Source organism: Pararhizobium sp. A13, assembly GCF_040126305.1.
Classification (GTDB): domain Bacteria; phylum Pseudomonadota; class Alphaproteobacteria; order Rhizobiales; family Rhizobiaceae; genus Pararhizobium.
Genome location: NZ_CP149510.1, coordinates 1,799,833 through 1,813,833 on the forward strand (window position 1 = coordinate 1,799,833; position 14,001 = coordinate 1,813,833).

Here is a 14,001-nt window from a genome sequence, read left to right on the forward strand (position 1 = left end):
GTCGCTCAGTTCTTTTCCGGATTGCGGTACTGCTCGTTGACCAAGCCGAATTCCATCATCAGCCGGCCCCACGCCACGTAAAAATGGTAGAGCCCTGCCGACGGCAGCTTGGTTGATCGCCAGAGCGAAACGCCGCGAAACGGTGAGGCCGCAAGCAGCGCCAGCGATTTGGCGATCGCCTTCACGCGACCGGCAAGCCCCGGCGCGGCGCGATGTTCGAGCAGCGCCGAAATTGCGCCATTTCTCAGGCTTCGCGCCTTGATCCAGGACATTTCCGTCCGCCGCGCGGGGATTGTCTCGGCAACCCAGGCCTCCGCCGCCCAAGCGAATGTAAAGTCCTTCTCCTTGCAGCGGCGATAAAAGTCGCTGTCACCTCCACCGATGAAATTGAACACCGGATCGAGGAACGGCCGCGGCATGGCGTCGAGCACGGGCCGCGTGACAAGCACGTTTCCGGAGGAGTAGAGGATCGGGACAGGGCCGGTTGTGTCGTAGTGGGGCATGAAGACGGGATGACGCTTCTGATCGTTGCGCCCCTGGTCTTCGAAATCGGGCAGTTGCGGTCCGCCCACGAGGTCTGCCCTGGTCTGTCTATGTACCGATATGAGACTGTCGAGCCAATCGGGTGCCGCAATCTCGTCGTCGTCGATAACGGCGATGGCGTTGAGATTGGGGTAGGTTGCGAGCGCCATCGACCAGCCGGCATTGTAGGCGTGGCAATTTCCGCGCTGATGCGCGACCACCACGAGGCCGTTGATCCGGTGGCCGGCAAAAAACGTTTTTGCCGCTTCGGCGCCATCAAGGCCGTCCGCATCGTTCTCCATCACCACGATCGCAAAGGGGCTGCCAGGCTCCTGTGAAATCACGGTTTTCAAGGTTTTCAGCAGATGTTCGGGCCGCCGAAATGTCGGCAGGGTGACGACGAACTCGACGCTTTCCGCCGCATCGACCCTCGTCTGGTAGAACACAGTCACATCCGGGGCGGGCGGGGTCATGGTGGAAACCTGTTCACGGCAAAGCTTTGGCAAACACTAAAGCAAATCTTCCTAAACAGATACTAAATTTCCAATTTCGCTTTTGAATGAATGATTTAAAGGTCATTTCACGTCGCGTTGCTACAGTCCGGGCAGTTGTTCTCAAGTCTCGTGTGGCAGCATGCATCTGGTTTTGGTTTCCTCTCTGGTGCCGGTGGAGAACCCTTCATCGGGGTTCGATATTGCCAATCGTGCCGTTCTCGACGGCCTTCGCGCGCTTGGCCACCGGGTGAGCGTGATCGGCTATCTGCAGCCGGGCCAAAGCGTCGCAGCAAATGGCGACGCGTATCTTCTGGGCGAGCTTGAAGTGGCCAACGCGAAGGTTGGCGCCGCAACGAAACTTCGCTGGCTGGCAACGGCTGTTCTCAATCGCACGACCCTGTCTTCGGCAAAGATGCTGAAGATCGGTCGCCGGCACATCGAAACGCTGTTGCAGGGCTTGCAGCCGTTCGACGGGATCATTCTCAATTCCGTGCAGCTGCCGGGGGCGTTCGCGCCTGCGTTTCAGAAACATCCGACGATTTATGTCGCCCACAACGTCGAGGCCGATTCCGCGCTCGAAAATGCGGCGTCGGCGTCCGGATTGCTGGAAAGATTCCTCTTCAAGCGTGAGGCGGGCCTTCTGGAGCAGGTCGAGCGGCAACTCACGCAGGCCGCTTCGGCGATATGGACTTTCGCCGAGGCCGACCGTTTCGGTTTCGGTTACGCGGTGTCGGACCGGGCCGCCGTCCTGCCATTGGTGACGCGTTGGGAACGGCCGGAAAGCGGTGTGGAAAGGCCGCCGGAATACGACCTGGCGCTGATCGGCACCTGGAGCTGGAAGCCGAACCGGATCGGGCTTGACTGGTTCCTCTCCAAGGTCGTGCCGCTTCTGCCAGCCGATATGTCCATCGGCATCGCCGGTCAGATGCCGGATGTGCCCGCGGTTTCTCATCCCGGTCTGCGTTTTCTCGGAAGGGTGCCGGATGCGCGCGCCTTCATCGAGGCCGGCGCCGTCGTCCCCTTGATCAGTCGTGGCGGCACGGGTGTCCAGCTGAAAACCATCGAGACCTTCGAGCTCGGCATGCCGACTGTCGCCACGCGCGCCTCCCTGCGCGGGATTGGCGAGATTCCGGACAATTGTTCAATCGCCGACGATCCCGCCGAATTCGCGCGGTTGCTGACCGAGAAGGTTGCGCAGGTCCGGGCCGGCAATCGCCAGCGCCTGTCGGGCGCAGCCTTCCATCGGGCGCAGAAAGCCAGGTTGCTCGAAACGCTCAAGCGGGGCCTTGCCGGTTTGGCAATGCCCGTCACCGCGCCCGCTCCGCGTTTCTCCAAAGAGCAGACCGCGCCACCGCTGATGAAAGAGAAACTCAGACCGCCACACGGATTTGCCGTGCATGAGGGAGGAAAATCCCGATGAATGTCTTCCCGGGCACATCGATTGTCGCATCGCAACGCATGATCCTCGACATGCCGGTCTGCGATTTCGGCTGGGCGGATGCTTTTGCGTTCGCCGACGAGATTGCGTCGCTGCCGATCGGGCAGACGGTCATCTCGTTCCTCAACGCCAATAATGCCAATCTGATGATCCATGACCGCGAGTATCGTGCTGCCCTCAGCCGGCACATCGTTCTGCCTGACGGTCACGGCATCGATATTGCCTCCTGGCTGTTTCATGGAAAGATCTTTCCGGCCAACCTGAATGGTACGGACTTCGTGCCGGCCCTTATGACCTATATGACGACGCCAAGGCGTGTTGCGATGATCGGTGCGCGTCCGGAGATTTTGAAGCGCGCGGCGGAGAATTTCCAAAAGCATTCGCCGTGGCACGAGTTCATCCCGGTCTCCGACGGTTTTTTCGGCGTGGCACAATCGGACGAGGTGATGGCGAGTGTCCGCGAGCTCAAGCCGGACATCCTTTTGATTGCGATGGGCAGCCCGAAGCAGGAGAAATGGATCGATCGCCACGTCGGGCCTGGCCATGCGCGGCTGGTGATCAGTGTCGGCGCACTCTTTGATTTCATGGCCGAGGAAGTGCCGCGGGCCTCGCCGACCGTCCGGCGCCTGCGTCTGGAATGGCTGCACCGGCTGGTCCTCGAACCGCGCCGCCTGTGGCGCCGTTATCTCCTGGGAAATCCGCTGTTCATCTACTACATTCTCCGCCACAAGCTGGGAGGGCGCGCGAAGACTTTGGAAGTCGGCGGGCACCGTGCCGAGTCTCGATCGTTCTGACGGATACCATGATGCGCACCGCTGTCGTGACGGCCTCCTATGCCAATGATTTCGAGCGTTGCCGCCTGTTGTGCGAAAGCATGGATATGCGGCTGAAGGGCGATTGGGTTCATTATCTGCTTGTTGCCCCGTTTGACGTTGCCCTGTTTCGCCAGTTGGAAGGCTCTCGCCGTCAGGTCATCAGCGAGAGCGATCTTTTGCCCTGGTGGCTGCGTGCCGTGCCGGATCCGATGTCGGCTGGTCGCCGCAAGCTCTGGATCAGCCCCTACAGCCTTCCCTTGCGCGGCTGGCATGTGCAGCAGTTGCGCAGGCTTGCACTGTGCCGCCACATCAAGGAAGAGACGATGTTCGCGGTCGACTCCGATGTGGTTTTCCTGCGTGACTTCGATCCTGCAAACCTCTGGCAGGGTGATCGGTTGACGCTTTATCGCCAGGACGGGGCGATCGGCGAGCGGATGCGCTCCAACCATCTCGAATGGCTTGCCCATTCCGACAGGCTGCTCGGCATCGGCCCTTTCAGCTTGCCCGCCAACGACTATATCAACACGCTGATCGCCTGGCGCACCGATAGCTGCCGGGCACTGCTCGATCATGTCGAGGCGCTGCATGGCCGCGACTGGATCCGTGCAATCATCCGCTCGCGGCAGTTTTCGGAATGCATGATCTACGGCCGTTTCGTCGATGACGTGTTGAAGGGCGAGGGGCACGTGGCGTCACCCGACGGGCTCTGCCACGTCCTCTGGTTCGACGACAGCTATGCGCGCGACATCAGCGGCCTCAGGCATTTCCTGCGTGATATATCGCCGCATCACATCGGCATCGGCGTGCAATCCTTCGTCGGGCACGACCTCGCCGACATCCGCAACATCGTTCTCGAACGCGCCGCTTGATCGTCCTCAGATTACCCGCCCGGCTTCGCCGCGCAGCGCACTATAGGTGAGCGCGAAAGACGCGCCATAGAGCGCCAGATACACGCCATTCAGCAGGGGCGCCCAATGGGAGACATCGGTACTGGCCGTGAACACCGCAGCGAGCAGGCCGACTTTTACCACGCCCGCAATCACCAGGTTGAACATCCGGCGCACGGTGCGGCCCGTCGCATAGAGCAGTTCCGAGTGATACTCGACCAGATTGCGGAACGAGGGCACCAGAAGCACCGCCATCAGATAGGGCGCCGCCTCTGCGACGTTGTTTCCAAGTCCGCGTGGAAAAATCCAGAGGTAGATGGCCATGGCGGCTATTGCCATGAAGGATACCGCCGCGACCAGAGCTTCTATCGTTAGTCGCGTCCGCCAGGATGAGATCGTGCCGGGCGTGCGCATGATCTTCTGTACCAGCAACATGTTGAACGACCGAACGGGCAATGCCGTCAGATCGGCAAGCCGCATGATGATGGCATAGATCCCCGAAACCTGGGGCCCGCCGATCGCAAGCACGGCGATCTTGTCGAATTCCGACTGGATGTAGAACAGCACCTCGGCGCCTGCGACCGAGACGGAATCCACCCAGCGGCGAATGTAGAGTTCCGGCCGCCAGCGCAGCCGGACCTTCGGAAAGAACCAAATGACAGCGATCAGCAGGCTAACCAGGTTGGACGCAAGATAAAGCAGCGACCACGTTTCGAGCGATGCCCAATGCGAGAATGAAAAGCCAAGGGCTGCAGCAGTGCGCATGCCCGTGCCGATCACCACCAAAAGCGCGGCGCGGCCGAAGCGGCCGAGGCCGTTGAGCACGATGGCAACGACCTCCAGCCCGCGCCAGCAGATGATCTCGGCGGCCATGAGGGCGAGGAAGACGCCAAACGTCATGTCACGCGCGAACACGGCGTAGTAGATGGCGAGGCACAGAATTGCGATCAAGGGCAGGGAAAGAACAGCGCCAGCCACGAACCCGGCGCTGTAAGTGCCGACCAGCAGAGGCTTGACGGTGGCGACCCGGTAGAGCGGCGACATGAAGCCGAAGGCGAGCACCCGGGAGATCATGATGCCGGCGGCGGACGCAGTCGCAAACAGGCCGAACTCGGCGACGGAAAGCCCGTTGGCAATGCAGATGAAATAGACGAGTGACAGCACGAGCCTGCCCGCCGACCCGCCCGTCATGGAGAGATAGGCGTGGATCACGCCGCTGTGGCGCGCATAGAGGGTCTTGGAGAAATCGATCACGGGCCGGGTCCAGATGTGCTGTCCCGTTTCTAACCGCTAAAGCTTAATGAGCAGTTTGAAACGGCCGGTTTGCAGCATTTGCGGTGCGTCGCCAGCCGGGTGTTAACGGTTTGTTTTCCATAAAAACTTAAGCTCCGTGCACAATTCCTCCTTTTGCCCGATCGCGGGCGCTTGCAGGCCTCGATGTTCGATCCGGATGACAACAAACGGACTGTGGTTCGCCGCTCCCTGCTTGACGTTCCGTCAAGCGAAGGGAAGCCGTCGCGCCGTTCGAAAACGTCGCCCGCTACGGCACGGCCCGCACCTGCGCGCGGCGCTACCGCCCTGCTGAACCGCCTCGGCAGCCCACCCGTCGAACAGCAAACGGCACAGTCCCGCAGAGCCAACCAGCCTCCGCTCCAGGAGGCAATGGAAGCGTCGAAGCGGACCGGCGCTCGATTTTCCGGCTGGTTCAAGCGCGATGACCGGAACGTGGGGCCGGCATCAGAAGCGGAAAAGCAGGCCACTTCCGCCGTACGTTCCTCGCCGGCGGTGTCTTCCTCCTTCGGAGTGCCAGCAGACGGGCAGGATCGTCCTCTGATCGATGTCGCCACGATCCTGAGCTCCGTCTGGCAACTTCGCAAGGTTGTTATGGCATTGACGGTTGTCGGTGCCGTAGGCGGTGTACTGCTCGCCATGTCGACCCCCAGCGTCTATGTCTCGGAGAGCAAGCTCTACGTCGATCCGCGCGAGGTGCGGCTGACGGATTCGGACCTGTCCAAGGAAAGCCTGGCGACCGAAGCCATTCTTGCGCTGGTTGATAGTCAGCTCGAAGTGCTGCGATCGCGCACGGTTCTTGAAAGGGTTGCCATTGACCTGGGTCTCGACCGCGATCCGGAATTCAGCGGTAATTCCGCGCGCACGGGCGGCCTGGCGGCCGGGATCGATGTCATCCGCGAAATCGTTTCTCCCGGCAAGGGAAAGCCGGCGCCGGCATCGGGCGTCAATCCGCGCACGCTCGAAAAATTGAGCGAAGCCGTCAGCGTGTCGCGTGATCCGAAGACCTTCATCGTCACCGTCGAGGTGCAGACCCACGATCCGGCAAAATCGGCGCTCATCGCCAACCGCCTTGTCTCGACATTCCTCGCAGAAGAGCAGGCGGCCCAGTCCGGTTTCTTCCAGCAGACCACGGCGGCGCTCGACAGTCGGCTGGCTGATCTGCGCAAGGAACTGGACACCGCTGAAAACGCGGTCGAAAGATACAAGGCCGATAACGATATCGTCGACGCTGATGGCAAATTGATTTCCGACAAGCAGCTTCTCGCCCTCAACGATCAGGTTGCCGCCGTGCGCAACCGCATTGCCGAAGCCAGGGCCAAAGCAGATGTTGCCACCAAGACGCGGTTGAACGACGTGCTCAGCGGCGCGTTTCCGGAGGAGCTGAGCTCTGTAACCCTGCAGGAGTTGCGCAAGCAATATTCGATGGCGCGCGCGCAATTGGGCGCGCTCGACGCAAGCCTTGGGCCCCGCCACCCCCAGAGGCTGGCGGCCGTCCAGTCGCTTGAAGTTGCGCGTTCGGAAATCGGCAACGAGCTTCGCCGCATCGAGGCAACGGCGCAGACCGAATTGCAGCGGGCGGTCCGCACCGAGAAGGACCTTCTCCAGCAGTTGGCGGTTCGCAAAGCGCAGCAGGTCAACTCGTCGGCAGGCTTCATCGAATTGCGCGAATTGCAGCGCAAGGCAAACGCGACCCGAACCATCTATGAATCCTTCCTGAAGCGGGCAAGCGAAACCGGCCAGGAGGAAAAGCTGACCTCCAAGAATATCCGGGTCGTCTCACAGGCGGAACCGCCGCTCCAGGCCAAGGGTCCGTCGCGCAAGCTGATCGCGATCGGCGGCTTGATTGCCGGGTTCATGGCAGGCGTCGGACTGGGCATGGCGCTCGGCACTTACCGGAGCCTGAAGGACCTCTTTCGGCGGTCGAACCAACCGGCGAGTGTTGTTCCGCTGCGCGATCCACCCGGACAGGGGGATCATCATCCGGACGGCCCGGGATCCTTGAGATACTTTGACGATCCATTGCCCGCCCCACCGGAACACCGGGCGTGGATGCCGTCGGTGCATCATGCGGCCGCCTCGGCGGCAGCGCTCTCGGCAGTTCCCGCGCGCCGGGACATCGCGCCATCCAATCTGAATCAGGGTCGTGACGACATGGCGCAGGTTCAGCAGGATTTGCGCGCGCTGCGCTCCCGTGTCGAGCACTATGCGAACTCGCGGACCAGCGGACGGCGTTAGTTGACTATTCTCATCTGCGAACGGACCGGATCGCGGCGAGCGGTCCGTCGGCTTCATTTTCTCAGCAATGATAGAATGATAGAAAATCGCAAGCCGGTTGTGTTTCCGCACCGCGGCCGCTCAATCGGCCTTGAATTTATTCGATCGGGACAGCATAGGACGCATTGAGGCCACCGATATCTTTCGCCAAACCTAGAGTGCATAGACCAAACGAGAATCTGGGAGAACGCCGTGACGACCGTGATTGATGGCAAGCAAGTTGCAGCTTCGGTGATCGACGCCGTAAAAACCGCGTCTGAGGCGCTGCAGGAACAGACCGGCGTCAAGACCGGTCTGGCCGTGGTTATCGTTGGCGACGATCCGGCAAGCCATGCCTATGTCTCGGCTAAGAGCAAGATGGCCAAGGAGTGCGGTTTTACCTCGGTGCAGCATACGCTGCCGGAGGAAACGACGCAGGAGGAACTCGCGGCGCTGGTGCAGACCTTGAACAAGGACGAAAGCCTGCACGGTATCCTCGTGCAGCTTCCGCTGCCCAAACATCTCAATTCCGACCCGATCATCCAGTCCATCCTGCCTGAAAAGGACGTCGACGGTCTGCACGTCGTCAATGCCGGCAAGGTCGCGACCGGCGATCTCGATGGCGGTCTCGTCTCCTGCACGCCGGCTGGCGCCATGGTCTTCGTCAAGCGCACGCATGGTGAGGATCTTTCCGGTCTCAACGCTGTCGTCATCGGCCGCTCCAACCTGTTCGGCAAGCCGATGGCGGCACTGCTTTTGGCGGCCAACGCGACGGTGACGGTTGCGCATTCGCGCACCAAGGATCTGCCTGGCGTCTGCCGTGGCGCCGATATCCTCGTTGCCGCCGTCGGACGCCCGCAAATGGTCAAGGCCGATTGGGTCAAGCCCGGCGCGACTGTCATCGATGTCGGCATCAACCGTATTGCCGCTCCCGAACGCGGTGATGGTAGGTTCCGCCTGGTCGGTGATGTCGCCTTCGAGGAATGCGCAAAAGTTGCCAGCGTCATCACGCCGGTTCCAGGTGGCGTCGGCCCGATGACCATCGCCATGCTGATGGCAAACACCGTGATCGCGGCTTATCGCAAGGCCGGCAGGAAGGCGCCGAAATTCTGATCCGACCGCCGTCGGCGATTGCTCTATGACTTCGGGGCAGGGCCGGTGGAGGCCCTGACGATCAGCTCCGCCCGCCACAGCTCCTGCTCGGGATAGTCGCCGGTCTTCAGGATGCGGGAAATCAGCCGGGTGGCGATCCGCGATCCGGCTGCCCTGAGCGACGAGCGCGTGGTCGTCAACGGAACGCTGAAATTCTCCGGCTTCAGCATCGGCAGAACGTCGTCATGGGCGATCAGCGAAATATCAGTGCCGAGTTGCAATCCCGCCTTGCTAATGGCCCTGACGGCGCCGAGCGCTATCACGGTGCTGGAACACAGAACCGCTGTTGGCGGCTCTTCTCGTTCGAGAAACCGCTGCATCGCCCGGTGGCCATATTCATCCGTCATCAGAGAATGATGGGCGAGGTCTTCGTCGAAAGACAGGCCGTTTTCCTCCAGTGCGCGCTGCATTCCCTTCTTGCGCCGGATCGAAAACGTCAGATTGGCCGGGCCGTTGATCAATGCGATCCGCCGGTGCCCGAGCTGGATCAAGAGCCGCGTCGCGTCATAGAAGGCCGCGGTGTTGTCGATATCGAGGAAGGGGTAGTCGGCCGGTTGTCCGATCGCCCGCCCATGGACGACGAAGGGGATCGACAGCGATTTCAGCATGGCAATGCGCGGATCATTGGCGCGCACATAGGCGAGGAACAGCGCGTCCACGTTGCCGCTGGCTGCCAACCGCTTGAACGTTGCTTCCTCGTCGTCGGGCGCGCTCGGATTGATGACGAAATGAAAATCGTGCCGGACGGATTCTTCGCCGAGCCCGGCCAGGAATTCGCCGAAATGGACGTCGGAATCGATACCCTGGGCAATCGGCATGACGAGGCCGATGGAGCCTGCCCGGCCGGTGGCCAGCCTCTGGGCCGCGCGATTCGGCCTGTACCCGGTTTCGCGCACAGCGCTCAGGACCCGCTGGCGTGTTTCGGCGTTAACTTCCGGATATCCGTTAAGCGCCCGACTGACGGTCGTTTGCGACAGGCCTAACATTTCTGCGAGCTGTTTCAAATTCACATTCATGGTCCGCGCGTCCTCCCAAAGCGCTTTGATTTCCGTTTGGTTTTTGCTTTCCATCCACAGCGCGCGGCGGATTTTGTATCACCGGCGGTGGCAGTCAACCAGAAAAATCCACTTCATTGCACTGCAAACATTCGCTGCGATGCACGATTTATTCGTTTTTTCGCCATTTGTGGGAAAGCCCTTGACTTCCTGCCGGTCGAAATGATTTGTTAGCAAACTCAAAGCGCTTTGAATTTCGAGGCGCAATGATGTTCGCCCGGCGTCAATGGGCTGGGTCTTTCTTGGGAGGAAATGACGTGAAGAGAACATTCTTGATGGGAGTGGCAGCGATTGCGCTTGCGGCGGGTGCCGCAAATGCCGCCGAGCTGAAATTCAAGCCGGGCGAAGATTCCAAATTCAACTGGGGAAGCTACGAAGAGTTCAAGAAGGGTCATGACCTCAAGGGTCAGACGCTGACGATCTTCGGCCCCTGGCGCGGCGAAGACCAGGCGCTGGTCGAGTCGGTGCTGGATTATTTCCGCGACGCAACCGGCGTGGACGTGAAATACTCGTCCTCGGAAAACTACGAGCAGCAGATCGTCATCGATACGCAGGCAGGCAGCCCGCCGGACGTTGCCGTCCTGCCGCAGCCGGGCCTGATCGCCGATCTCGCCTCCAAGGGCTATCTGACGCCGCTCGGCGAAGAGACCCAGAAGTGGCTTCTCGACAACTACGCTGCCGGCCAGTCCTGGGTCGATCTGTCGACCTATGCGGGCAAGGATGGCAAGAAGGAACTCTACGCATTTCCCTACAAGATCGACGTGAAGTCGCTCGTCTGGTACGTGCCGGAAAACTTCGAGGACTCGGGCTATGAAGTTCCGAAGACCATGGAAGAATTGAAGGCGCTCACCGAGAAGATCGTTGCCGACGGCGGCACGCCCTGGTGCATCGGCCTCGGCTCCGGCGGCGCCACAGGCTGGCCGGCAACCGACTGGGTCGAGGACATGATGCTGCGTACGCAACCGGCAGATGTTTATGACAAGTGGACCACCAACGCCATTCCGTTCACCGACGCTGCAGTGACCGGCGCGATCGATGAATTCGGCTGGTTTGCAAAGAACGACAAGAACGTCGATGGCGGTGCTGCAGCGGTCGCGTCCACCGACTTCCGCGACAGCCCCAAGGGCCTCTTCGCCTCTCCGCCGAAGTGCTATCTGCACCATCAGGCGTCGTTCATCCCGTCCTTCTTCCCGGAAGGCACGGTTGTCGGCGAGGATGCGGACTTCTTCTACATGCCGCCTTATGCAAGCAAGGCGGATCTCGGCAATCCGGTTCTCGGCGCCGGCACGCTCGCCATGATCACCAAGGACACGCCGGCGTCACGCGCTTTCATCGAGTTCCTGAAGACCCCGATCGCGCATGAAGTCTGGATGGCGCAGTCGAGCTTCCTCACGCCGCTCAAGAGCGCCAACAAGGACACCTATGCCAACGGCCCGATGAAAAAGCAGGGCGAAATCCTGCTCAATGCCACGACCTTCCGCTTCGACGGTTCCGACCTGATGCCGGGCAAGATCGGTGCGGGCGCATTCTGGACCGGCATGGTCGACTATGTCGGCGGCAAGTCGTCGGCTGATGTCGCAGCGGACGTCCAGAAGGCCTGGGACGCGATCAAGTAAGGATCGGAGAATGTTGGCAGGGTGGTCGCCAGCCTGCCAAACCATCGAACAAAACGGTGCCGGTCGTGTTCCGGCACCACATCAAAAAAAGACCGGAAGACCTGAGAGTCCGCAGCGCTCCGACATCGGGAAGGGCGGATGTCGAGAGGGGTCGAAGAAGCGTCTCTGAACGGACGCGGCCCTGCCGGGCGTGTGATGCCACGCAGGGCAACCGACCGTTCAGCCTGCCGTAGGTCTCCGTATAGGAGATCGAGCGACACGGGCGGACAGGCCGCGCTGACGGCCATGTATTCCTGGGGAGGGAAGTTGCCATGCAGCAGTTGCTTTTTGCCATCACAACGATGGCCGCGGGAGTTCTCGCCTGCGTCGCCTATTTTTACGGGACGAACTGGATTCTTGACCGGATTTTTCCGTCGAAAGGTCTGACTGGCAAGGTTGCGTCGCGCAACCTGCGCATCACCAATGCCATCCGCCCCTGGCTCTTTCTCGGGCCGGCGATGGTGTCGCTGACCATCTACTTGATCTACCCGGTGATCGAATCCGCCTGGCTGAGCTTCCACGACAAGTCCGGCCAGGATTTCGTCGGCCTAAGCAATTTTAACTGGATGATCAATGACGGCGAATTCCGCCAGTCGATCTATAACAATTTCCTCTGGCTGCTCGTCGTTCCGGCGGCGGCAACCTTCTTCGGGCTGATCATCGCGGCGCTGACCGATCGCATCTGGTGGGGCAATATCGCCAAGACGCTGATCTTCATGCCAATGGCGATCTCCTTTGTCGGCGCCTCGGTCATCTGGAAGTTCATCTATGATTTCCGTCCGGAAGGCTCCGAGCAGATAGGTCTTCTGAACGCGCTTGTCGTCTATTTAGGCGGATCGCCGGAAGCCTGGATGACGCTGCCCTTCTGGAACAATTTCTTCCTGATGGTCATCCTGATCTGGATCCAGACCGGTTTCGCCATGGTCATTCTGTCCGCGGCTCTGCGAGGCATTCCGGAAGAGACCATCGAGGCCGCCGTCATCGACGGTGCCAATGGCCTGCAGATTTTCTTCAAGATCATGATCCCCCAGATCTGGGGCACGATCGCCGTCGTCTGGACCACCATCACCATCCTGGTGCTCAAGGTCTTCGATATCGTTCTCGCCATGACCAACGGGCAGTGGCAAAGCCAGGTTCTCGCTAACCTCATGTTCGACTGGATGTTCCGCGGGGGCGGTGACTTCGGGCGGGGTGCTGCGATCGCCGTCGTCATCATGGTGCTGGTGATCCCGATCATGATCTGGAACATCCGTAACGCTGCCAAGGAAATGGAGGGCCGCTGAGATGATTGCTTCTTCCCGCTCGCCGCTCATCTGGGTCGTCCATCTCTCGGTCCTTTTGCTGGTTCTGCTCTGGACGCTGCCGACCGCAGGCCTCCTGATCTCGTCATTGCGCGACAAGGACCAACTTGCCGTCTCCGGCTGGTGGACCGCGCTGTCGACCTCGACGCAGAACCTCGTCTATCGCGCCCCGGGCGCCGACAAGCAGGTGGAAAAGGACGGTAAGTTCGTTATATCCGGCAATTTGCTCGAAGGCCAGTCGACCGGCCAGGTCTCTGCCTTCGGCTTCAACAGCCGAGAACCTGCGGCATTCCAGCCGGGGCAAACCACGGATCTCAGCGACGGTGAAAAACTCGTCGTGCAAGCCGATGGTACATTTGAAATCGTCTCCGACAAGGCGATGGAAGGCACGCGCGGCCAGCGGATCTTCTATACGGCAGCCGTTCCGCCGCGTTTCACCATCGATAATTATATTGAAGTCATGCGGGCGGAAGGCATCGGCGCTTCCTTCATCAACTCGCTGACGGTCGCCATACCCTCGACGATCATTCCGATCCTGGTCGCCGCCTTTGCGGCCTATGCGCTGGCCTGGATGAAGTTCCCCGGCCGCGCGATCCTGATCGCCGTGGTGGTCGGCCTTCTGGTCGTCCCTCTGCAGATGTCGCTGATCCCGCTGCTGAAACTGTACAACGGCGTCGGAGCCTTCCTTGGGGTGCCGGCCAAGACCTATGTCGGCATCTGGTTGGCGCATATGGGCTTCGGCTTGCCGCTCGCCATCTATCTCTTGCGCAACTATATGGCCGGCCTGCCGCGTGAAATCATGGAGTCCGCCCGTGTGGATGGCGCCAGCGATTTCGATATCTTCGTCAAGATCATCCTACCCTTGTCCTTTCCGGCGCTCGCCTCCTTCGCGATCTTCCAGTTCCTCTGGACCTGGAACGACCTGCTGGTCGCCATGGTCTTCCTCGGCACAGGCAATGACTCGCTCGTCCTGACCGGGCGCCTGGTCAATCTGCTTGGCTCGCGCGGCGGCAACTGGGAAATCCTGACAGCGTCTGCCTTCATCACCATCATCGTACCCCTGATCGTCTTCTTCAGCCTGCAGCGCTACCTCGTACGCGGCCTGCTGGCGGGCTCGGTCAAGGGCGGTTGATCTT

At 60.7% G+C, this 14,001-nt stretch carries 11 protein-coding genes; 8 read left to right on the plus strand and 3 right to left on the minus strand.

What is annotated here, in order from left to right:
- Nucleotides 1-5 precede the first annotated feature (5 nt).
- Nucleotides 6-995: a glycosyltransferase gene (locus tag WI754_RS08700; RefSeq protein WP_349437288.1), complete on the minus strand. Its 990-nt coding sequence runs from the start codon at nucleotides 993-995 to the stop codon at nucleotides 6-8.
- A gap of 160 nt (nucleotides 996-1,155) precedes the next feature.
- Between WI754_RS08700 and WI754_RS08705 the strand changes: the two genes are divergently transcribed.
- The 3 genes from WI754_RS08705 to WI754_RS08715 are packed head-to-tail and all read left to right on the plus strand — an operon-like array spanning nucleotide 1,156 to nucleotide 4,138.
- Nucleotides 1,156-2,436: a glycosyltransferase family 4 protein gene (locus tag WI754_RS08705; protein ID WP_349437289.1), complete on the plus strand. Its 1,281-nt coding sequence runs from the start codon at nucleotides 1,156-1,158 to the stop codon at nucleotides 2,434-2,436.
- Nucleotides 2,433-3,248 carry a WecB/TagA/CpsF family glycosyltransferase gene (locus tag WI754_RS08710; RefSeq protein WP_349437290.1) on the plus strand — a complete coding sequence of 272 codons (816 nt, stop codon included), beginning with the start codon at nucleotides 2,433-2,435 and terminating at the stop codon, nucleotides 3,246-3,248. The genes WI754_RS08705 and WI754_RS08710 overlap by 4 nt, the downstream gene beginning before the upstream one ends.
- 11 nt (nucleotides 3,249-3,259) lie before the next feature.
- The gene (locus WI754_RS08715) at nucleotides 3,260-4,138 is read left to right on the plus strand and encodes a DUF6492 family protein (RefSeq protein WP_349437291.1); all 879 of its coding nucleotides are present in this window, start codon (nucleotides 3,260-3,262) and stop codon (nucleotides 4,136-4,138) included.
- 6 nt (nucleotides 4,139-4,144) lie between these two features.
- Here WI754_RS08715 and WI754_RS08720 read toward each other — a convergent pair whose 3' ends face one another.
- Nucleotides 4,145-5,410 (minus strand): lipopolysaccharide biosynthesis protein, encoded by a 1,266-nt coding sequence (locus WI754_RS08720; RefSeq protein WP_349437292.1) that lies wholly within the window; start codon nucleotides 5,408-5,410, stop codon nucleotides 4,145-4,147.
- A gap of 408 nt (nucleotides 5,411-5,818) precedes the next feature.
- On the opposite strand from WI754_RS08720, the gene WI754_RS08725 reads away from it, so the two are divergent.
- Nucleotides 5,819-7,684, plus strand: coding sequence for a GumC family protein (locus WI754_RS08725; RefSeq protein ID WP_349437293.1), 1,866 nt, complete (start codon nucleotides 5,819-5,821; stop codon nucleotides 7,682-7,684).
- A 231-nt stretch (nucleotides 7,685-7,915) separates the two neighbouring features.
- Nucleotides 7,916-8,815: a bifunctional methylenetetrahydrofolate dehydrogenase/methenyltetrahydrofolate cyclohydrolase FolD gene (gene folD, locus WI754_RS08730; protein WP_349437294.1), complete on the plus strand. Its 900-nt coding sequence runs from the start codon at nucleotides 7,916-7,918 to the stop codon at nucleotides 8,813-8,815.
- A gap of 23 nt (nucleotides 8,816-8,838) precedes the next feature.
- On the opposite strand, the gene WI754_RS08735 is transcribed toward folD, so the two are convergent.
- Complete coding sequence (locus tag WI754_RS08735) at nucleotides 8,839-9,870, minus strand: substrate-binding domain-containing protein (RefSeq protein WP_349437295.1); 1,032 nt, start codon at nucleotides 9,868-9,870, stop codon at nucleotides 8,839-8,841.
- A 296-nt stretch (nucleotides 9,871-10,166) separates the two neighbouring features.
- On the opposite strand from WI754_RS08735, the gene WI754_RS08740 reads away from it, so the two are divergent.
- The 3 genes from WI754_RS08740 to WI754_RS08750 all read left to right on the plus strand — a co-directional run bounded on the left by WI754_RS08740 (nucleotide 10,167) and on the right by WI754_RS08750 (nucleotide 13,997).
- Nucleotides 10,167-11,525 carry an ABC transporter substrate-binding protein gene (locus WI754_RS08740; RefSeq protein WP_349437296.1) on the plus strand — a complete coding sequence of 453 codons (1,359 nt, stop codon included), beginning with the start codon at nucleotides 10,167-10,169 and terminating at the stop codon, nucleotides 11,523-11,525.
- Between the two features lie 311 nt (nucleotides 11,526-11,836).
- Nucleotides 11,837-12,847, plus strand: coding sequence for a sugar ABC transporter permease (locus tag WI754_RS08745; RefSeq protein ID WP_349437297.1), 1,011 nt, complete (start codon nucleotides 11,837-11,839; stop codon nucleotides 12,845-12,847).
- Nucleotide 12,848: 1 nt separating this feature from the next.
- The gene (locus WI754_RS08750; RefSeq protein ID WP_349437298.1) at nucleotides 12,849-13,997 is read left to right on the plus strand and encodes a carbohydrate ABC transporter permease; all 1,149 of its coding nucleotides are present in this window, start codon (nucleotides 12,849-12,851) and stop codon (nucleotides 13,995-13,997) included.
- The last annotated feature ends 4 nt before the right edge of the window (nucleotides 13,998-14,001 follow it).